Origin of the sequence: Alteromonas confluentis (assembly GCF_001757105.1) — a bacterium.
Classification (GTDB): domain Bacteria; phylum Pseudomonadota; class Gammaproteobacteria; order Enterobacterales; family Alteromonadaceae; genus Alteromonas; species Alteromonas confluentis.
Genome location: NZ_MDHN01000021.1, coordinates 118,674 through 139,372, shown reverse-complemented (window position 1 = coordinate 139,372; position 20,699 = coordinate 118,674). Strand labels below are relative to the sequence as shown.

General features: G+C 46.2%; 20 protein-coding genes. 10 read left to right on the top strand and 10 right to left on the bottom strand.

Annotation, left to right across the window (positions count from 1 at the left end; all coding sequences use genetic code 11):
• Positions 1-18: 18 nt before the first annotated feature.
• From BFC18_RS09490 to BFC18_RS09475, 4 genes are all read right to left on the bottom strand, one after another.
• Positions 19-771, bottom strand: coding sequence for a copper resistance protein B (locus BFC18_RS09490; protein ID WP_245680366.1), 753 nt, complete (start codon positions 769-771; stop codon positions 19-21).
• A complete protein-coding gene (locus tag BFC18_RS09485; protein ID WP_139138985.1) occupies positions 764-2,599 on the bottom strand; it encodes a copper resistance system multicopper oxidase in 1,836 nt (611 codons plus the stop codon). The genes BFC18_RS09490 and BFC18_RS09485 overlap by 8 nt, the downstream gene beginning before the upstream one ends.
• 74 nt (positions 2,600-2,673) lie before the next feature.
• Positions 2,674-3,060, bottom strand: coding sequence for a hypothetical protein (locus BFC18_RS09480; RefSeq protein ID WP_139138984.1), 387 nt, complete (start codon positions 3,058-3,060; stop codon positions 2,674-2,676).
• Between the two features lie 411 nt (positions 3,061-3,471).
• Positions 3,472-3,960, bottom strand: coding sequence for a GAF domain-containing protein (locus BFC18_RS09475; RefSeq protein ID WP_245680365.1), 489 nt, complete (start codon positions 3,958-3,960; stop codon positions 3,472-3,474).
• 216 nt (positions 3,961-4,176) lie between these two features.
• Between BFC18_RS09475 and BFC18_RS09470 the strand changes: the two genes are divergently transcribed.
• Positions 4,177-7,020 carry an ATP-binding protein gene (locus tag BFC18_RS09470; protein ID WP_070125311.1) on the top strand — a complete coding sequence of 948 codons (2,844 nt, stop codon included), beginning with the start codon at positions 4,177-4,179 and terminating at the stop codon, positions 7,018-7,020.
• 28 nt (positions 7,021-7,048) lie between these two features.
• Here BFC18_RS09470 and BFC18_RS09465 read toward each other — a convergent pair whose 3' ends face one another.
• From BFC18_RS09465 to BFC18_RS09455, 3 genes are all read right to left on the bottom strand, one after another.
• On the bottom strand, positions 7,049-7,576 hold the full coding sequence (locus BFC18_RS09465; RefSeq protein WP_139138983.1) for a response regulator transcription factor: 528 nt from the start codon (positions 7,574-7,576) through the stop codon (positions 7,049-7,051).
• A complete protein-coding gene (locus BFC18_RS09460) occupies positions 7,576-8,634 on the bottom strand; it encodes a sensor histidine kinase (RefSeq protein WP_070125309.1) in 1,059 nt (352 codons plus the stop codon). Before BFC18_RS09460 ends, BFC18_RS09465 begins: the two co-directional genes overlap by 1 nt.
• A gap of 85 nt (positions 8,635-8,719) precedes the next feature.
• Positions 8,720-10,825 (bottom strand): TonB-dependent receptor, encoded by a 2,106-nt coding sequence (locus tag BFC18_RS09455; protein ID WP_083272996.1) that lies wholly within the window; start codon positions 10,823-10,825, stop codon positions 8,720-8,722.
• Between the two features lie 327 nt (positions 10,826-11,152).
• Between BFC18_RS09455 and BFC18_RS09450 the strand changes: the two genes are divergently transcribed.
• Both BFC18_RS09450 and BFC18_RS09445 read left to right on the top strand, forming a co-directional pair.
• Positions 11,153-11,695, top strand: a complete 543-nt coding sequence (locus tag BFC18_RS09450) for a hypothetical protein (protein WP_070125307.1) — start codon at positions 11,153-11,155, stop codon at positions 11,693-11,695.
• Between the two features lie 403 nt (positions 11,696-12,098).
• Positions 12,099-12,485: a response regulator transcription factor gene (locus BFC18_RS09445; RefSeq protein WP_070125306.1), complete on the top strand. Its 387-nt coding sequence runs from the start codon at positions 12,099-12,101 to the stop codon at positions 12,483-12,485.
• A gap of 83 nt (positions 12,486-12,568) precedes the next feature.
• On the opposite strand, the gene BFC18_RS09440 is transcribed toward BFC18_RS09445, so the two are convergent.
• On the bottom strand, positions 12,569-13,534 hold the full coding sequence (locus tag BFC18_RS09440) for an endonuclease/exonuclease/phosphatase family protein (protein ID WP_070125305.1): 966 nt from the start codon (positions 13,532-13,534) through the stop codon (positions 12,569-12,571).
• A 244-nt stretch (positions 13,535-13,778) separates the two neighbouring features.
• Between BFC18_RS09440 and BFC18_RS09435 the strand changes: the two genes are divergently transcribed.
• The 6 genes from BFC18_RS09435 to BFC18_RS09415 all read left to right on the top strand — a co-directional run bounded on the left by BFC18_RS09435 (position 13,779) and on the right by BFC18_RS09415 (position 19,286).
• Positions 13,779-14,381: a BON domain-containing protein gene (locus BFC18_RS09435; RefSeq protein WP_070125304.1), complete on the top strand. Its 603-nt coding sequence runs from the start codon at positions 13,779-13,781 to the stop codon at positions 14,379-14,381.
• 399 nt (positions 14,382-14,780) lie between these two features.
• A complete protein-coding gene (locus BFC18_RS21700) occupies positions 14,781-14,948 on the top strand; it encodes a hypothetical protein (RefSeq protein WP_170826589.1) in 168 nt (55 codons plus the stop codon).
• Between the two features lie 53 nt (positions 14,949-15,001).
• A complete protein-coding gene (locus BFC18_RS09430; protein WP_139138982.1) occupies positions 15,002-15,343 on the top strand; it encodes a hypothetical protein in 342 nt (113 codons plus the stop codon).
• A 190-nt stretch (positions 15,344-15,533) separates the two neighbouring features.
• On the top strand, positions 15,534-16,223 hold the full coding sequence (locus BFC18_RS09425) for an MlaA family lipoprotein (RefSeq protein ID WP_170826588.1): 690 nt from the start codon (positions 15,534-15,536) through the stop codon (positions 16,221-16,223).
• The gene (locus BFC18_RS09420; protein WP_139138981.1) at positions 16,177-18,633 is read left to right on the top strand and encodes an efflux RND transporter permease subunit; all 2,457 of its coding nucleotides are present in this window, start codon (positions 16,177-16,179) and stop codon (positions 18,631-18,633) included. Before BFC18_RS09425 ends, BFC18_RS09420 begins: the two co-directional genes overlap by 47 nt.
• A gap of 77 nt (positions 18,634-18,710) precedes the next feature.
• The gene (locus BFC18_RS09415) at positions 18,711-19,286 is read left to right on the top strand and encodes a DUF6942 family protein (RefSeq protein ID WP_070125301.1); all 576 of its coding nucleotides are present in this window, start codon (positions 18,711-18,713) and stop codon (positions 19,284-19,286) included.
• Between the two features lie 88 nt (positions 19,287-19,374).
• Here the strand turns inward: BFC18_RS09415 and BFC18_RS09410 are convergent, their stop codons facing one another.
• Together BFC18_RS09410 and BFC18_RS09405 are read right to left on the bottom strand one after the other, a co-directional pair.
• Positions 19,375-19,569: a hypothetical protein gene (locus BFC18_RS09410; RefSeq protein ID WP_070125300.1), complete on the bottom strand. Its 195-nt coding sequence runs from the start codon at positions 19,567-19,569 to the stop codon at positions 19,375-19,377.
• A 26-nt stretch (positions 19,570-19,595) separates the two neighbouring features.
• Positions 19,596-19,772 carry a DUF1328 domain-containing protein gene (locus tag BFC18_RS09405; RefSeq protein WP_070125299.1) on the bottom strand — a complete coding sequence of 59 codons (177 nt, stop codon included), beginning with the start codon at positions 19,770-19,772 and terminating at the stop codon, positions 19,596-19,598.
• A 278-nt stretch (positions 19,773-20,050) separates the two neighbouring features.
• On the opposite strand from BFC18_RS09405, the gene yfbR reads away from it, so the two are divergent.
• Entirely contained in the window at positions 20,051-20,695 is a 645-nt protein-coding gene (gene yfbR / locus BFC18_RS09400) for a 5'-deoxynucleotidase (RefSeq protein WP_070125298.1), read from the top strand.
• Positions 20,696-20,699 lie beyond the last annotated feature (4 nt).

The following is a 20,699-nucleotide window of genomic DNA, read 5'->3' as shown; positions in this document are numbered from 1 at the left end:
GTTTCTTTTATGTCAAATTCAGAACCACATTCTGACGCCGGCAATTACACCAAATTCCGAAGTGTCTTCACCCAGTCTTTGCGCACTGTTCGCCGTTTGTCCCAGTTGCTTTTGCCAGTAAACACCCAGGTACGGGGCAAACTCTCGCACAATTTCTTGTCGATAGCGTAAGCCTACCCGAATCGATTCCACGCCTGCTTCGCGTCCAAAACGGGTTGAATCTGTGATGTTGGTATTCACGCTAAGGCGAGGCTGAAGGTAACTGGTTTGTGTGAGCAGGAAGTCGTATTCCACTTCATTCAGCCACTGCACATCACCTTGCTCATTAATTAATAATGAAGAATCAACTTCAAAATAATAAGGCGCGAGTCCGGTAAGACTGAACACCGCATAATGCTCTAAGTCATTGTCAGACGACAGTTCACCTTTGACTCCTAAACCCGCCTGTACCGACCAGAATGTTGAAAGTAAATAGCTATAGCTAACATCAGTTCGCTCCAAATCGGTAGGCGCGCCGTCGTTTTGTTGATTTTCACCTTCGGTTCTCAGCACAATGCGATGATAATCGCCGCCGTACCAGGCTGTGGTATCCCAGGTAAAAACATTTTCCTGGTTATCGTTCCGCGTGACTTCCAGTCTATCGAACATAACCTGGCCGAAAAACATTTCGCTCATAGGAGAGGGCCAGTCAGACTTGTCTGTTTCGGCGTAAGCCGCTAACGATGAAGAAACGGCAGCGGCGAACAGTGACATCTTCATCAGTTTATTCATGATGATGCCCTCCGTGACTGACTTTCACGACACGAAACATGCCTGCATCCATATGGTAGAGCAGGTGGCAGTGGAAAGCCCATTCACCCATGGCATCGGCGGTGATCAGAAGTGACACTTTTTCCGCAGGTTTGACGCTGATGGTATGTTTTCGTGGTCGCGGTGACTGGCCATTTTCCAGTTCCATCCACATGCCATGCAAATGAATGGGGTGGTCCATCATCGTGTCATTCACCAAAATAAGCCGCAGACGCTCGCCGTGGGTAAAGTGAATTGGCCCATCAACTTCACTGAATTTCACGCCATCGAAAGACCACATATAGCGCTGCATATTACCGGTAAGATGTAATTCGAGATTGCGTGTGGGCTCACGTTCGTCGCCCCAACTCTGTGCCCCCACTAAATCCTGATAAACCAATACCCGGCGACCATTGTTTTCCAATCCTAACCCAGGTTCATCTAAACGCGACCGGGGATTAGCCGCAATCATGGCTGCGCCAGGCCCATGGCCATCTTCGTCGTGATGAATGGGAATATCGTTTACCGGTACTTTTAGTGGCATATGTCCGCTATGCGCCATTGAGGGCATATCGTGATTCATTTTGCTGTGATCCACGGACGGCATGTCATGATTCATTTTGCTGTGATCCATAGCCGGCATGTCATGATTCATTTTGCTATGATCTTTACTGCCATGGTCCATGCCTTCATGATCCATGCTCATCGCATCCATTCCCCGTTCGGTGATGGTGCGTCGCGGCGGAATTGCGGCAGTCAGCCCCGCTTTGGGTGTTAAGGTTCCGCGTACAAAGCCACTTCGGTCCATACTTTCGGCGAACAGGGTGTAGGCTTGGTTTCCAACCGGTTCAACGATAACGTCGTAACTTTCGGCAATAGCGATACGTAGTTCTTCAACGGCAACGGGTTTTACGGGTTGGCCATCGGCGGCAACCACGGTCATGGTTAGACCCGGAATGCGGAAGTCGAAATACGTCATGGCAGAGCCATTCACCAATCGGAGCCTGATTTTTTCGCCTGGCTTAAATAACGCTTCCCAGTTCATCACGGAGTCACGGCCGTTCATCAGATAGGTATACACGCTGGCGGACACATCAGCGATGTCACGTGGGTCCATGCGCATGTCGTTCCACATCTTGCGCACTTGCCAGGTGTCCATCAAGCCCTTTTCTTCCACGTCTTTCAAGGTGTCGAAAATAGTTCGTTTTTGATAGTTAAAGTAGCCTTCTGATACCTTCAGGTTGCGGAAAATATCGTGTGGATCTTCAAACGACCAGTCAGATAACAAAATCGTATGTTCGCGGTCGGCACCAATATCTCCGTCAGCTGGTGTGATAACCAGTGGCCCTAAGTGACCAATTTGCTCCTGTAAGCCGGAATGGCTGTGATACCAGTAAGTGCCACTTTGGTTGATATCAAATTCATAGCGGAAAGTTTGACCTGGACGAATACCTGCAAAGGATAAACCCGGTACCCCATCCATATTGGCAGGAAGAATGATACCGTGCCAGTGAATGGAGGTGTCTTCCTGCAGGTTGTTGGTTACGTCTATCACCGCCCGTTGACCCTCAGTGAAGCGTAACAACGGCCCAGGCATCTGCCCGTTAATGGTTATACTTTTTGCACTGCTTCCATTAAAGCTAAACGGACGTTGATCAATACGCAACGCGACGGGTTGGTTAGACACAACACCGCCTGTGGTTCCTTGGGCATGGGCCCAACGTGGTGCAGCTTGGTACAGCGACATGGCTGACAGCGAAGTCACGGCGCCACACAGAAAACGGCGTCGTGAAGAATTAGTTTCACTCATTATTTTATCCACATTTCAGATACAGAACATTCTCCGGACATTTCGTTTATCCGGTATTGAATCGTAGGTTTGTATCAGATGTGAATTGGGGGTCTGTAGGGTGGGCTGGAGAAGGCTGCCAGTGCCGGTGAGGTTGACGCTATGGTCTGCCCGGTAAAACCGACGCTAAAGGTGATAGCCAATCTCGCAGGTAGCACCAGTCCGGCATGGCAAAGCGACATATCACAGTGACAATCTTGTTGGCAGCACTCTTCGGACATGCCGTGGGCCGACATAGTCATCGCAGTTACACCCGCGTCGCTATTGGCGCTCACAGACATGTGCGCGCTCGCAGACATATTGGCACTTGCAGATGAATGGCTATGATTCATCATGTTTGCCTGCATTGGCATAGCATAAACCGTGCTTTGTACCAGCACAGCAATCACGCCAATTAATAGGTAAACAGCCAAGGCTTTCATATCTGCAAAAAATTCCAAAAGCGATATATCAAGATTCAGGCGCTAGCGTACCTTGAAAAGTTTTTGCAGTGCAAGCGTATCAAGATGTTTCGTTGAGTTTACACAATGAATTGCAGTTAAATTCGCTTCGGTGTGTGATTTTTTGTTAAATATTGGTTAATTTGTTGGGTGTGTATAGCAAGGAACTATTGCCTTTGAATTGTTTTTTTAAAACAAACGCCGAGCGATAAATAGCTTGGTGGCAATGGGTTGGTAGGACAGAGAAATGAAAAACAGATTAAGCCTTTGTAGACATGACATGCAGCATGAACATGCCGACGCTATTCTTTATCTTTGTGCCGTGGCGCTCGTGGTGCTTTTGAGCATAGAAAACAATGTTATGTTTATTTGATGAAAGCGGGCGCTAACTGTTTAGCGCCGCTGATTGTTTAACACGAGTTCGATTTTTTTACCGAGCTCACGTAATACTTCAACATCCTGCGATGAAAACTCTCTGGGTTCGTCATGAATGACACACAGTGTGCCGAGTTCATATCCTTGCACAGACTTGAGGATCATGCCTGCATAAGCGCGTATAAATGGTTCGCCTTTTACCAGGGGGCTACCCGCAAACCGATAATCCTTAGTCGCATCAGGAATGATAAGATATTCTTCTTCCGCAATCGCGTATGTACAAAACGATACATTTCGCGGTGTTTCTGTTGCGTCTAAGCATTGTCGGGATTTAAACCATTGACGATCTTCGGCTACCAGACTAATCAGGCATATTTTGCAGTTAAAATAATCCTGTGCGGATTTGGTGATGGCATCTAAATGTTCGTCTGGCTCAGTATCTAAAATATTTAGCTCTTCAAGCGCGCGCAATCTTTCTGCTTCATGGGGCAACAGCGGATAATCCATACATTCCTTTAAGAAAAACGTTACTAATAATTTAAATTAGCTAAATAATGGTTAGCGTATTTTATATGAAGTTTGTGTAATGAAGAATGGATTTTTGAAGTTTTAATGATTCTTGCATGGCTTACGTGTAATCTTCGCTGTCGTTAGTATGCATATAACTAATTGTCACCTAAGCTATATTGAGATAAATAACTCCATTTAGGAATGGAAGCCTTGATGTTTCAGACTTCGCCTCTTTTACAGCGAATATTTGCCGTTTTAATTGTGATGGCAGGCTATCTGCTTTTCGGCACTATCAGCATGTTGGTCGCCATACCGCCTGGCTATGCAACGGCGGTATGGCCTGCGGCCGGCGTGGCCTTATTGGCCGCTTTATTGCTCGGGGCACCCGCTTATTTAGGTATCTTCATTGGTGCTTCGCTGCTTAATTTCGGTATTTCCACGAATTACAGCGAAGCAGAGCCCTCAATACTTATGTCATCAACGATGGGGGCGTTTGCTGTACTGCAGGCGTTTGTTGGCCGGTTTCTTATTCGCGCAATCATCCCGCGTTCGGTTAACTTTAATCGGGCCAGTGCGGTGGCTAAGTTCATCTTGCTTGGCGGCATCATTAGTCCACTTTTCAATGCAACGATCAGCAATATTTTTCTTTGGACGCAGGGCATTATTTCCGATGCTGACTTTTTCAAAAATTGGGTTAGCTGGTACATGGGGGATGCCATCGGCATTATCTTTATTGTGCCCTGGCTGCTCGTATTCTTGCCAAAAACACTGTCAGCCAGAGTGTCGAAGGCACGTTTCGTTCTCTATTCACTGATATCTGTCACGTTATGTTCTGCGCTGTTGGGGTACTTAGTCACCAACACTGAAAAGCAGAAACACAGTATTGAGTTTGGTGTAAATGCGAATGTGCTGGAACGTTCACTAACAGGGCAATTGGCTCGTGTGTCCGATATTTTACAGGCTATTGCAGGCTTTGTAAGAATTCAGGAGCAAGTGACTCCCGCCGAATTCAGAACCTTCGTCACCGAATTATTAAAAAGAAACCCTGCTATACACGGCTTGTCCTGGAATGAACGTTTAAGCGAACGCGAGCTGGCTGCGTTTGAATCAGCCATGCAGAAACAGTATTCCGCATTTGACCCTGACATCCATTTTGCCGTTAAAAGCTTAGCTGCGTCTACTCAAGACGGCGCCAATGGTATCCATGTTGTTGTGTCGTATATCGAGCCGCTTGCCACTAACGTGGAAGCGCTTGGTCTGGACGTGTATTCAAACGCTTCTCGACGTGAGGCGCTGAATGCCGCGTGGCGCACAGATTCTCTTTATCCTACTGTGCCAATTAATCTGGTGCAGGGAGATTACGCCGAGCCCGGTGTCTTGCTGTTTTTGCCTGCTGGCCAAATCTCCGAATCTGAACATGGTGGTTACGCCACAGGGGTACTAAAAGCGCAGTCGATGATTGCAACGGCTTTCGAGGGTGCGCTTCTCGAACATGGTGCGGTGTTGGTTTTCGACCCCGACGTGACAGAAGGTAATGCGACGCTTTTTCGAAATAATATCGGCGAGAAAGAAGCCAATGCGGTGATTAGCCAGTGGGCGGCAATTCGCGATGGTGTAGACCAGCAGATAACCGAAAAGTATCCGTTGTTCGAAAAACGTATTATTCAGGTTGGCGCGAGGCAGTGGGTTTTACTGCAACTCAGTGAAAGTCAGTTTCTTTATCAGCCCTGGGGCGTTCACCTGTTGCTTGCAGGTACCGTGCTTTTCGCAGGTTTATTAGGGTGGTTTATCATTATTGTTGCGGGCCATACGGATGAAATTGAATTTCAGGTAGAGCGTCGAACTCTTGATTTAACGGAGGCCAATAGTCGCTTACGCGAATCTGAAAAAGCGCAGGCAGAAGCTGTGAAAGAAGCACAGCGTTCTAATCGCGCTAAAAGTGAATTCTTAGCGAATATGAGCCACGAAATCCGCACGCCCCTGAACGCCATTTTAGGGCTAAGCCGACTTGGGCTAGCACAAAATCCGCCAGCCAGTTTCGGCGATAAATTTTCCAAGATAAGCCATTCAGGCGAACTGTTGCTCGCCATCATCAATGACATTCTTGATTTCTCCAAAATTGAAGCCCAAAAACTCCAACTTGAACATCGGGTATTCTCGCTGAAAGATATTGTCAGCCAACTGCGTGATCTCTTTGAAGAGCAAGCAAAAGCGAAAGGGATTGCGCTGAATTTCCGCTTTGAAGGTAAGCTCACACCATGGATGCTGGGTGATTCACTCAGGCTGCGTCAGGTACTAGTGAACCTGCTGAGCAATGCCATTAAATTTACCCGTCATGGCAGTGTCACCATGACATGCCGAGCAGAGAAGATAAGCGAATCTGCCAGTGAGTTAATCATTACCGTCGAAGATACCGGCATTGGTATGTCAGCATCGCAGTTGTCAGTGGTGTTTGATGCGTTCACGCAAGCGGATTCATCAACCAGTCGTAAATATGGCGGCACGGGGCTGGGTATGGCTATCTCACACCGACTGGTGACGGCTATGGAAGGTAAAATTGAAGTCAGTAGTGAAGAAAACCAAGGCACCTGTTTTACCGTTTCGTTGCCGTTTGGCATACCTTCAGAGCAAGACGTTGCGCAATACCGGGAACAATCAAAATCGGCAACAGCCAAGGGACAAGCCGTTACCAGCGGGCATATCTTGGTGGTAGAAGACAACCAAATCAATCAGGAGGTTGTTGGTGAGCAATTACGTCAAATTGGCTTGCAGGTAAGCTACGCCGACAACGGTGCGTTGGCTGTTTCTGCGGTACGAGAAAACACCTACGATCTCATTCTAATGGATATTCAAATGCCAGTAATGGATGGCTATGAGGCGACACGACATATCCGCGATGCGGGTATAACCACACCCATTGTGGCGTTAACCGCTGCAGCCATGGTAGAAGATATGCGAAAAGCGAAGGCTTGTGGCATGAATGATCACTTAAGTAAGCCGTTTCGACAGGAAGAGATGATTCGAGTGCTAAATCAGTGGATAACGCACCGTGATTAGGTGCTCGTATTTGCAGAGGGCGGTTAAGTTAAGAAGGCGACAACTTCTGTAACTTTCGTTGCAATGTGCGCCTGTGCATACCTAGTGCTTTCGCGGTAGCCGAAATATTGTTGTTATTGTCGTGCAATGCCCGCTGTATGTGCTCCCATTCAGCTTGCGCAGGGGTCATGGGTAAGTGGGGTTCCGTTTGCTCGTGGTTAGGCTGTGCACCTTCGAGGCGCTGAAGCAACGCCTGAAACGTCACGGGTTTAGAAAGGTAGTCAGTCGCCCCTTTTTTAATGGCCTGAACAGTAGTGGGAATACTGGCGTATCCCGTCATTATGATGAGGTGCTCTGGTGAAAAGTGCGTTTTCAATTGGGTGATGAAGTCGAGCCCAATTTCATCTTCCAGCATCATATCAAGAAACACCGCAAACACAGATTGGGGTTCATGGGCCAAGGCTTCCGACGCGGACGAATAACAGTGTACAAGGTAGTCGGTTTTGGCTTTAAAACGGCGCGACAACACTTCTGACAGCCTCACGTCGTCGTCGATAATCAGAACAGTTTTCTTCATTATTGAACCGGTAAAAATACAGTCGTTTTAAGCACAGCGTTAGCTTTTGTGTGCATAATTTCCCAATTCACATGGCCATTGAATTTTTCAATCGTTGCATTGGTGATCACACTAGCCACACCATTCCCTTTGTCGCTGAAAACCAGTTTACGACCTAAATGTTGCACAGAATCGGATGACAGATTTTTAACCGGATTGGTAATTTCTAAGGTCCAGGTTTTATCTGTTACAGAAGTGCGAACCAAGGCTTGTTGGGTATCGTCATCTGCAATTTCTTCCCACGCGTTAATAATGATATTCGTCAGCGCTGGTAGTAGCGTGCGGTCTGCACGAAGCACCCCCTGGGCGACTTCGTTTTGCCATTCAATACTGGCTTCGGGCCTCGCGAGTTGCAAACTGTATCGCAGCGACTTAATAAGCTCATCGGTTCTATACACGGTGATTTTCGCTTCTCTGACTTCATCGGCAACCTGTCGCCAGTTGCTCAGCAATTGATTCAGCCGCGTGATTTGGCCGCTCATTTCGTCAATTAACGCATCATTACGTTCTTCTTGCCATTCCTCCAGTAGCAGGTTAATGGTTTGCACAGGCGTGGCTGCATCGTGGGTTAATTGCGCTGCGGCAGTACCAATGGCAAGTAATTGCTCATTGCGAAGTTGGGTTTCTCTTAACTGCAAAATAGCAGCATTGCGCTCACGTAATTGCCATCGATAGTAGCTGATAATGGCGGCGATGAATAAACTGGTGCCAACAAAGCTAAAAATCATATTTCGGGCATGCTGTAACATGCCGCCGTGATGCAGGCTGCTCTCTGGATAGAGTTGGCTTAACTGACCGCCAATACTGACTACTAATACAACGAATGCTGCAGGGAAGGGTAGCTGAATAAGCCCAATGACCAGGGGAACCAGCAAAAGGATGGCATAAGGGTTACTAGCACCACCATGGAGGGCGATTACCCAGTTTCCCAGCCCAATTTCAGCCAGAACTGAAAATAAAGCGGGCAAGACAGGCAACCGCTTTTTCCCAGCCAGCAGTGTGAATAATAGCAGTAACATAGTGGGTTATTTGTCGAATGGTGTTGCGCCATTGTACGTGCAGCGGCGAGGAAATGCTGCACGACAATGGCAAATACTGACAATATCAGAAGCTGTAGCTAATGCCTGCATCAAACGAACGGCCTCGGCCAGCAATTTGATTAAAGCCATTGGTGTTGTCTTGCCTGAACTCCGCCACGTTCACGCCACCCAGCGGCGCTTGGTAGTACTCGTCGAAAAGATTAGTGATATTAAAGTGCAGGGTGAATGACTGCCAGGTATACGCGGTGTTCACATCGACAACGGAATAGGCATCTGTGCTGTTTTCAAAACGACTTAAGTCCACATCGTTTTTATTGCCAACCCACTGCCAGCTTACCGATGATGAGAATGCATCGCGCACATATTCTACTGAGAGCGTGTTTTGCATTGGCAAAATTTGGTATAAATCGCCGCCGTCATCACGTTCTCCCCGCTGCCACTGGAATGCGTTTTTCAGCGTGAGTTTTCCACTTGTGCTGTCTATTAAAACCCGAGACGCTTTTACGCTGGCGCCGTAGAGTTGGGCATCGGTATTGCTAAACTGCAGAATATTACGTGCTCCGGAGGTAAGGCCCGAGCGGTTGAAGGTGCCAATGACTTCGACATCAATATAATCGCTGACATCGCTATACCAGGTGCTGATTTCAGCAGCCCAGTCACCGTTGAGAACAGAATAGGTGATCGAAGCAGTATGGGCCGTTTCCGGGTTTAGGTCGATATCGCCTACATAACCATTGCCATCGCCAAACCAACCGATCATCGATGTTGCCATTGCGCCGCGGCCCCAGGTATATCGCTCGTAAAGGTTGGGCGCGCGATTTTTGCGCGCCAATCCGAATATCAGTTGACCATTGCTCTCTAATTCGCGCATTGCCTGAATAGTCCCGTCAATCAGGGTGTCAGATTGTCCGCGGTCAGACATATTAAACATCATCGCCGCTTCCGCATCTGGGCTCTGCATGGCAGTCATACCGCCCATTCCACCCATGGAGCCCATTCCCATCATGTTGCCGTCGTTGTATGCCTGTACATCGCCGGTATCGGTGGTGACATATTCTAGCCGTGCGCCAGCGCTCAAATGCCAATCGCTTTCATGTGCAGACGACCACTCAGCAAAGGCTGCCAGTCGCTCTCGCTCACCGTCATTGATATTTACGTAATCGTTCGGCCCCATCATCATAGAATTCTCAACAGCGGGCCACCAATCGTCCAGATTATTGCGATACCATTCTTGACCGAATACCCATTGACCTTGCATTGATGCGGGGAGCAGCCATTTTAACTTTAATGTGAGGTCTTCACTTTCTGTGTTCATGGGCATCATGCCGGTTTTCTCTGGCGTGAAGAAACCCATCTCATGGGTAGTTCGACGCAGACTCAGCGTACTGTCCAGAGCAATATTGCTGAACTGATGTTGGTATAAAGCAGTAAAACCGGTACTACTGTTATCTGTCATATCCATGTATTGATTAGGAAAGCCCTGATAAGGGATAGACTGATGAGTCAGACTAACTTGTAGTCGTTGCTCATCATCCTGATAACCGGTATTAATGATATGGTTGGTAGACTTGTAAAGTGTATCGATAACCTTATTTCCGCGGCCATCTTCGTAGCTGTCTGCCGATACCCGGGTGCCGGCGTAGCGTATGTACCAGGTGTCATTGGCAACTAATGCGCTGGCTGACACGGTACGTGCGTTGTCGTTGCTTTGGAAGAAATAGCCAAGTTCCGCTTCCTGAACTTGAAAGTTACTTGTGTTTGAAAAGGCCGGTTCGAAGGTGCTAATGTTGATAACACCGGCAATGTTGTCACCGCCTTCACTGACTAACGACACCCCGGGAAAAACGCTGATGTTGTGTACCTGATTGGCTGAAACATAAGACAGCGGCGGATTCATCTGATTACCACAGGCTGCAGTAATGGGGGCGCCATCTGTGAGTAATTGAATACGATCTCCCATCATGCCATTCATGACAGGTAATGCGGAAACTCCTCCTGCTGCGGAAAATTGTAAACCGGCATCGGCTAAGCGTTCAGCGAGGGTTTTATCGTTATACAGTTTTAGTGGATGAGAAGAGACTTCAATAATTTCAACAGCGTCTGGAGTGGCGTGAGCTAACACACTCAATAATCCGGCACTGGAAAGCACAGCAAAAGGCAATAATTTCACGGCAAGTCCTGCTTTTAACTTGGGAACGATTAAATTGTGATGAAGCGCCGGCGATGGTGAATCTTTAAATTGAGTGCCGGTTTAGTTGGACCGAAGTGTATCGACTAGGTATGAAAAAGCGATGCGACATATTGTCGCACCCCGTATGTTTTTCGCTCAAAATGAAGTGCTTAAGCAAGAAGTGAATGAAAATTGGACAATTACGCTGCTAAGTATGAAAGAAGTGTCATGATCGAGTCATTTCTCATTGTCATACTAATGTTTAGTTGTCATCATGACACATAGGATATACCTTTTTTGTATATACTTATTCTGTAGGAATTCGTTGTGTCTGAGAATCAAGTTTCTGTAAAGACGTTCAGTAAAGAAGAATTGAAACACGCGGTTATTTTTTCCGGCATTAGCCCTAAAGCCATGCGTCGCGTTTTTGCGGCATGGTGCGTGTTCTGTGTAGTCGTAGCAATTATTGTGGTAATGGCGCCCGACTTGAGTCAGGTGTTTCAACTTACCGTTTTCGGTGTGCTCATTGCGTTTTCAGTGGCGATGTTCGCCCAAAGCCGTATTGCTGAAGGTTGGCCGGCGATGCTGTCGTGTGAAGACCAAATTTGTGTGGTGAGAGACCCGCAGATGCGCGAGTTTGTTTGTGTTCCATCGTCGTTAGTAACTGCGGCCGAACCCACATTAATCAAACCAAACAAAAAAGCTATTGCCCTAAAGCTGAACACCGAGAGGCTCACTGCCACGGATTTAGACACACTGAACCAAGCCGTTTGGCCTAGAGACGACCGGCTGCTGGCATTGGCTCAATTCATTTCACGAGACAAAGCTTGCACCAGGCTGCGTAAATCTTTTCCACACCTGGCATCATAGTGGTTGATGCGCGCAGTTTGGTTGCACAAAAAATGCACAGTGCGTCGGTTGTTGTGCATTTTTTTCCGACATTCCGTTAATTATTCCCGTCTGATTGCTGTTCTTAAGCATGTCTAAATGGTAATGTTGTCTTACCATTAAATGTAAGAATTTACGCAAATTAAGCTAACATATTGAATTTGTTTGCCTAATTTACATGGCTTTTGCAAGTTGATAGTAAAGCTTACGCTTTTTTAATCACCATGCAGTAAATGGCGTGAAATCTGCAATTCAATTTTTACGGCGATGCACGCACTGGTAGTGCAACGTGTCGTTGGGTAAGTTTCCTTAAGTTTTAGGTCCTGATGAACCAGTCGCAAGGTGTGTGGGCGAGATGAGTGCGAATAAACCGCAAGGAGGCAACATGACCCCGAATACTATTTTAAATATTCTCGTTGTTGAAGATGATCCAACCTTAGCAAGCCACTTAACCAGCTTTCTTACTGGCCTGGGTTGGAACGTTGATTTTGCTGCCAGCGGACGAATGGCAGTTAGATTATGCAAGAGCAATCAATACGACGCTGTTTTGCTTGATGTGGTAATGCCAGACTTGAGTGGTACGGCTATCTTGCAGCATATCAAGAGTTGCTGTAATGCACCGGTTCTGTTGATGAGCGCCAGTGAAAACAGTGATATCTCTACCCGATTTACCGACGCAGATGACATTGTACCCGATCCGGCAAATTACCGAGATATTGTGTCTCGCTGTCAGCGGTTCGCAGAAGCTTCCGCTATGGCTATCACAGCCTAATATTCATATCTTCAAACAAAACCCGCGACTTGCTCGCGGGTTTTTTTATATCTAAATCGTGAGCCGATGGTTCGCACGCATACTCACGGCTTTAATCTTAACGTGGTTAAAAGCGGAAAATGGTCCGAACCTATGCTTGGCATGCGTTTTATGTGTACGAGCTCAAAATGGGACGAATGAAAAACGTGATCAAGCGGCCAGCGCAGAGGCGGATAATCGGCATGGAAGGTATTGAAAAATCCGCGGCCACGGCGAGGGTCAGACATCCCGCTGATTTTACGGAAGTCTCGCGTAGTCGGAGACCAAGCAACATCATTAAGATCGCCGGTAACAATGGCGGGGGCATCTAGCTTTGCCATTTCTTTACCTACCACAGTCAGTTCTCTATCCCGTGGCTCCGCCGATTTGTTTTCCGTCGGGCTGGGTGGCTTGGGATGAACAAAATGAATTTTCACATCTTGTTGATTGATTGTTGTCCAAATTTCCATAGACGGCACGTCGCCCTCGATGATGAATCGGATTTTCTCATTACTAAATGGTTTGCGGCTGTATAAATGCATCCCGTAGAGGTTTTCCAATGGACAGAAAAGCCGGTGAGGGTAGTCATCATGCAAAACTTCCAGTGCTGCTTCCCAGGCAGCGTTACTTTCTAGTGTGACCAGAATGTCGGGTTGATGCTGTTCCACTAAATCAATGAGCGCTTGATAGTTATCGTTTGGCATCAGCACGTTGCTGGTAAGAATAGAAATGGTCTGTGAGTCGTCGTTACCGCGATATTGGTTAACTTCTGTAGGCCACAAAGGAGTATAGGGGATGACCCAGATAAGTTGATAAGCAAACGCAATGACACAACCAGCTTGCATCCAAGCAGCCAAGACCGGTTCATCGACATACCAAAAGCACCAAAAGAGACTCAGTACGGCCAGAACAAATGCCTGTTGTAAACGAGGAAACTCCCAAACCCGAATTAACCAGTGTTGCCCTGGAAGATGGGGAATGAGGGTTGTAAGTATAAACAGCACTGACAGGATGATCATCACAGTAGTCATGGCAAGTCCATTCACTCAGAGATAGAAAAAAGTTCGTTATCTATAGTGAAATCCGCGTTGATTCGATCAATATGGTTAATTTGTAAACATAAAGTAAAACATTCCTTAAGTTGCGAAAAAATTGCAAGGTGTGGCACGCCAAAATGTGTTTATATTCTAAAAAAGTTATTTAAATCAGCGTTTTATTTAATTGGTATGAAGTTGGCATCAGCTAATGTGCTTGATAATTAAGGAGAGCAAAATTATGAAACGTACAATTCTTTCACTGTTAGTTGCTGGTACATTAACGACATCTGCTTTTGCAGGCACTATGGACTCTTCGAATAAGTGGGAAGAAGGTGCTAAAGATGCCTGGATTGATGGCAAAGCTGAAGCAACGTTGTTGTTTAACGGAAATCTGAATTCTTTTGACATTAATACCGACGTGCAGAACGGCAAAGTTGTGCTTACCGGTAAGGTGGAAAATTCGGTAGATAAAAAGCTTGCGGAAGAACTTGTCGCTAACATTGATGGCGTGACCGATGTCGACAACCAGTTGACCATTCTAGCGGACCACGATGATGCTGATGTCGATAATAACGATATGGATGGTGAAGCAGCCATGGATAAACTCACCGACGCAAAAATAGCGACAGTGATTAAAACCCGTCTGCTAATGGACACAGACATTTCAGGATTCGATATCGACGTAGATGTGAAGGCTGGTAATGTTACGCTTACAGGTACGGTCGATTCGGACGCTGAGCGCGACTTGGCGGTTGAGATTGCTAAAAATGCGTCTGATGTAACAGATGTGGAAGACAACCTGAAAGTGGTTGAGCCTCAAAAGGCAATGGCATCTGAATAACTAGCCAATTTGATAAGCTAATCGGAGTCGTTACTCCGTAACAAACGCCCGGTGATCCGCACCGGGCGTTTTCGATCTTGGCTTTCAGCGCTTTGTGTAGGTAAATAGCATGCTGTGAAAATCTTTCCTGCCTCAGGTAAAAACTATCCATAAGTCTAAAGTTGGCATTCTTTTACAGAGCTGAACTACCCGATATTAGCTTTTTCTAATAAAAAAGTGCTATTCATTGCGATTCTTTTAAGTTATTGATTAAATAGATTTTAATTGAGTTTTTTCGACTAATTAAACCATTTTCCAAGTCCGGCTAAAGCCTTTCTAACCCATTCACTCTAATCTGGCCTGAAAATTGGAAGTATGAAAGGTGTGTAAGTTTACTAATACCCTTCTAAAAGGATTTGTATGAAATTTTTAAAAACCAAGCATCGCCCACTTCCAGAAACGTCTTTTGAGCGGTTTATCCATTCGCAGCCTGTTTTTAACTGGTTCGATCGTTACAACAAAGCCGATAAAAAAGTGGGACGAGTGAGCCCTGTTTTCGGAGCAGAAGCGCAGGTAGTTGGTAAGTAATCAATTTTATAACGTTCTCGACAGCGTTCCGCTTAACCAAGATGGTGATAAACATGAATTACTTAAAAATTGCAGTAATGACAGTGTTACTTACAACCAGCCTTGTTGCACTGGGCTCAGGAAAGCAAATTTCTTCCTGGCTCGGCGAAACGCAGCCCATGTCCAAGCCTTCAGGCGATTTAACGCACGTTGAAGCACTCTATGACGAACTTGAATTTGATCCGCAAAATCGAATTCATCAAATTCGAAAATCAAGAATTGAGCATTATCTTCAGCAAGCACGTAGTTATGAAGAGAATGATTGGGATTACAACAGGGATGAAGCTCTGGAACGTGCCCAAAATATAATGATACACCACGAGAGGAAGGAAAGTGGTACCTATGCAAGTATCTAAGTCGAGCGCGTTAGCTCTCTGTTTTTTAATACTAGGGGGCTGTGCTTCAGCGCCACAAAATACTGCAAAATCGACCGCAGAAGTCAATTCAGTTCAGGCTCCAAAGGAGCCTGAACTTGCATCTGAACTGGCGCGAGGTGAGAAGGTTACAGTACAGACAAGCCAGGGACCGATCGAAATCGAGCCCACGGTGGTTGCGATTGGAGATGGCGGCCAGCCAGGCACGGAGCAGGGCGGTGAGCCGGTTTATAACGACCCGTGGGAAGGGTTCAACCGTGCCATGTTCAGCTTTAATAATGTCTCTTATCGTTACGTCCTTATTCCCCTTTCCGATGGCTACAAATTTGTTGTGCCGGGTGTTGTCCGAGACAAAATAGGCAATGCTTTTGATAATCTACGAGAGCCCCTTAACCTGGTAAACAATACCGTTTCTGGCGAGTTTAGCCACGCTGGTTCTAATCTTGGTCGTTTTCTGATTAATTCCACCATTGGGTTATTAGGATTGTTCGACCCCGCTGAAGCGTGGTTCGATATCGCGCCACAAAAACAAACTATTGCCAATACTTTGCAAGACTACGACATCACATCCGGGCCGTATTTAGTTATCCCGATCCTTGGCCCCAGTGATACCCGAGGCGCATTCTCTACCCTTACTGAAGGGTTTGTTCATCCTGTTAATTACATTGCGGATCCCCCCGAGCGTTATCAACTGAGAATGTTCGATGGTCTGGACGATTTTTCTGAGCAGTCTGATATCTATCAGCAGCTCTACGACCAGGCTGACGATCCTTACATCTACTTCCGTAATCAATATATTCAGGGACAGCGACGCGATGAACTCTTCGAACTCAGCGACAGCGAACAACAAAATAACGAGTAAACTCGCACGTGGAATCATCAGTGCACGCTGGTTTATTCTTGTTGCATTTGTCATTGCGCTAACGGGACTTGGTTTTTACATTAATCAGTTCCGTATTGATGCATCTGCCGATACCTTACTGGTAAAAGACAATAAGCTATACATTCAAACGCAGGTGGCAGACCAAACGTTTAATCCTCAAGAGTTCATATTATTGGCTTATCAGCCCAAAGGGCATGAACTCTTCAGCCGTCAGACTTTTGATGACATTGAAATGTTGTCAGCGCGAATCAAACAAATTGACCGCGTGGAAGCGGTGACATCGATTATCAATGTGCCACTGATCAACGATACGAGCGCATTAACCGGCGACACTAGTGTGGATTCCCTTACCTGGGAAAATCAACGCTATTCTCCGGCGCAAATGAAGCAGTTGATTGTGGGTCATCCCATCTTTACCGATTTGCTGGTTAATCGTCAGGGCACCGCCACGGGCATGCAAATCGTGTTCAAAGATAATCCTGAATTAGTGCGTATTAACAACGAGATTACCAATATTCAGAAGAAGGTGCTAAAAGGCGAAGCGCTCAGTGAAGAAGATAACGCCCGCATCGCATCGCTGCAGCAACAGGCCGATCCCATCCGCCAACAGCTTACCGAAACCCGAAAGCAAGAAATCGCACAGATAGAGGAAATTACCCAATCGGTTGCTACCAGAGCGAACACGTATTTAGGTGGCGCTTACGTGGTAGGGCAGCATCTCATTGATATCATCAAATCTGATCTCATGACGTTTGGTAGTGCCATCGCTGCGGTGATTATTTTGTTGCTGGCATTGTTGTATCGCTCTTTTAAGTGGGTGTTTTTCCCGCTGTTATCTTGCTCCGTGAGCGTGTTCCTTACTATGAGCCTGTTCGGGTTTCTGGACATGCGCACAACGGTGATATCAGCCAACTTTGTTGCGTTGCAGCTTATTCTTACTTTGGCCGTCATGATTCATATCATCGGGAGCTACCGAGAAATCAGTCGTGATAACCCTGACTTCAGTCAGCGCCAGCGTATTATTGCCACCCTTGAGGACAAACTATCACCTTGTTTTTACGCAACCCTGACAACGTCTGTGGGTTTCGGCTCGCTGATCTTTTCCGGCCTGCAACCTGTGGTCGCATTTGGTTGGATGATGCTGATGTCGATGCTCATTACCATGGCGGTGAGCTTATTATTGTTCCCGGCGTTACTGTCTTTCCTGCCTGCCAGTAAAGAGACTACCGAGTACCGTTTTATTACCGGTTTTCTTGCTGCTACCCGTAAGTTGTCATTAAAAGCACCGTTGGCGGTAAGTGCAGCTGTGCTGGCGTTGTTTGTTGTTGCGGCTCTGGGGATCAGTCGCCTTAACGTTGAAAATTCTTTCATTAACTATTTCGACACCGACACGCAAATTCACCAGGAACTGGCATTTATTGATCGTGAATTCGGTGGCTCAACAGCACTCGATATTGTGTTAAAGCTTGATGACGAGAATGCTGACGGAGAAGTGGTGCTGAATGCGAACACGGTAGCGCAATTGCAATTAGCGCAAGCGGCGATAAAAGCGTTTGAAGCGACCGGAAGCGTTACCTCGGTTGTGAATTTTACTGAATTAGCAAAGCAACTAAACGGCGGACGACCGTTAACAGAGTACGAGCTAAATACCATCTATGTCTTGTTGGACGAAAAAGTGGTGAATCAGTTAGTGGGTGCGTATTTTTCTGAAGCGGACAATACATTTCGTATTTCCACGCGCATTCAGGACACCACGGAAGGCCTGAATCGCCAGCAATTTATGGATCAGTTAAATAGCGACTTACAAGCTGTCGGACTGGAAAAAGACCAATATCAACTCACCAGCTTGTTCGTGCTTTATCAAGATATCCTCAGTCGTTTATTTGATTCGCAGATAAAAACACTGGGTATAGTGTATGCCGTTTTGGCGGTGGTGCTGTTTGCGATTTTCCGTTCGATAAAAGTAACGTTTATCGCATTATTGCCAAATGTGCTAACAACGTTGGGCATCCTTGGGGTGGTTGGTTGGGCAGGCATTTCGCTTGATATTATGACCATTACCATAGCAGCTATTGCGATGGGCATAGCGGTAGACGATACCATCCATTTCTTGCACAGCTATCTGCAGGGAATGAAATCGTCTGATGGCAAGACCGCAACCGCGGGCAGTGAGTCCGCATTTGGACATTCAGGATTAGCAATTCTGTTCACTTCAGTGATCATTGCCACGGGATTTTCACTCTTCGGGTTTTCCGATTTTCTGCCTAGTGTGTATTTTGGACTGCTCACTGCACTGGCCATGCTGTTTGCTTTGTTCACCGATTTAACCTTATTACCGGCTTTGCTAAATCGCTTCGTTGGCAATCGTAAATCCGCCAAGGCTGAATAGCTGGCACCTCAACAATAATGCTATGCAATAATAGGCACACCTTTCCCGGTGTGCCTTTTTTTATTTTGGAGTGTTAAATGCAGATATGCGGACCTGATGGTGTTGGTAATGTTCATGGGCCGGTGCAAGTTTATATGGCAAATCGCCCCGCGTTTGACCTACCCGGTGAAGCAGGTGTCGTTACTCCCATCGATATTCACATTATTAATAGTATTAACGCAGAATGTGGAAACGGTTGGCGAAAGGTATTTAACGTCTATGCCAAATGGATATTTAGTTTGCGTGAAGGCTTAGCTATTTCAAAAACGAGTACATGGCAAACGTATCGAGACGAACAGTTACTTACGGCCCAGGGCGATACGGCTTTATGGTTCGCACCGCCAGCAGCATTTAATCCGAAAAATCTAAACATCGTGATGGGCAAAACCTATGCGGGCCAGCTTGAACTGACTCAGCGCGTAAACTGGGTAAGCGCTGATTTTGCCGTTTGTCGACAACGAAACCTCATCGTGACGCCCTATTTCGATTATCGGCAACTCACTAACGAGAAAATCGGCTTTCTGAATTATTTGATCCGTAGCCAACTGCTCGACGAAAGTGCTACGCGGCAGGAGGGGAGTTGGCTACAGGTTTTGGGAAATAAAAAGTGTTAGTGGATTTCTTCTGGTATAGCTTTTTTACACAGTAATTCGGGCACAAAAAAACCAGGCGTAGAGCCTGGTTTCATTGTATCGATTGGTATTAGCAATCGGTATCTTTAGCGTCAGCGCCTTCTTTCACGTCTTCACAGGCGTCTTCAACAGCGTTACCAGCGTCAGTCATCACTTCGTCCAGTTCTTCGCCTGCGTTTTCTGCTTCACCGTCGCCACAAGCGGCCAGAGTAAATGCAAAACCTGCTACCAACATCGCTTTTAAAAATAACTTATAGTATTTCATCGTCCTTTCTCCTTGTTCCAATTAAATTATACTCTAGGTGATTTACCGCGTAATGCATTGGCGATAAGTGAAATCACCAGCAGCGCGACAAATACAAAGAATAAAAATTGAGCAATGCCTGATGCTGCACCAGCAATGCCACCGAAGCCAAAAACTGCTGCAATAATGGCGATAATGAAAAATGTAACTGCCCAACCTAGCATAATAATTTCCTCATATTGCTCTTCGTAAAGTTCGTTTAACTTTCGTTAAGTTCGTATTGTTTAATGCTGGTATTGTGCCAATCATGAAAGTTGTTATTAATCAGTGCTTTAGTTTGTTCCTGCTCGTTCATTCATGAAGCTGTTGGCAAAGAGTTACAACTAATCTGCATTTTTTACACATCAATTCCCAAAGCGACTAGCATCACTGGGTAAGCTTGATAAACTAGCTGAAGTAACAAAATACATTTATTCAATGGCATTCATTAAAGTAGAGCAACATGACAAAACATCATTCAGCATTTATTGGCCTTATGCAGCGAGCAAGAAACGTGAAGCGATGGCCGTTAATGGCACAATTTCAGGAAGAGATGCTCTCTACGCACATCTATGAAGCGGCAGTGGTGGCGCATATGCTTGGCGCCATAGCGAAAGATGTGTTTAACGAAGCCGTAGAACCAGATCGCGTTGCCAGTATGGCAATTTTCCACGAAGGCAGTGAAATAGCCGGCATGAGTGATATTCCAAGCCCTGTGAAATATCACGATCCGGAAACGACAGCAGCGATAAAGAAACTAGAACGACGTTTTGAGGCGATGCTACTGCAAACCTTACCTGAACCGCTCAGAGAAAGGTATCAGCCCTTAATCGAACAAGACAAAAAAGATATCCATGTTGCACTGGCAAAAGCGGCAGACGTCTTGTGTGCATATCTCAAATGTGATTATGAATTGTCGAAGTCAAACTCGGAGTTTTCTAATGCAATGCACGAAATGGAAATTCAATTAAAAAAGTATCGTGAAACTTTCAAAAGTGTCGACTATTTCTGCCAGGTATTCCTGGAGGATGCAAAGGGAACGTTAGATGAACAAACCCGCGATTTAGATTGGGTAGAACGGGCAAACACCATCAATATCAAAGAGTAAAGAA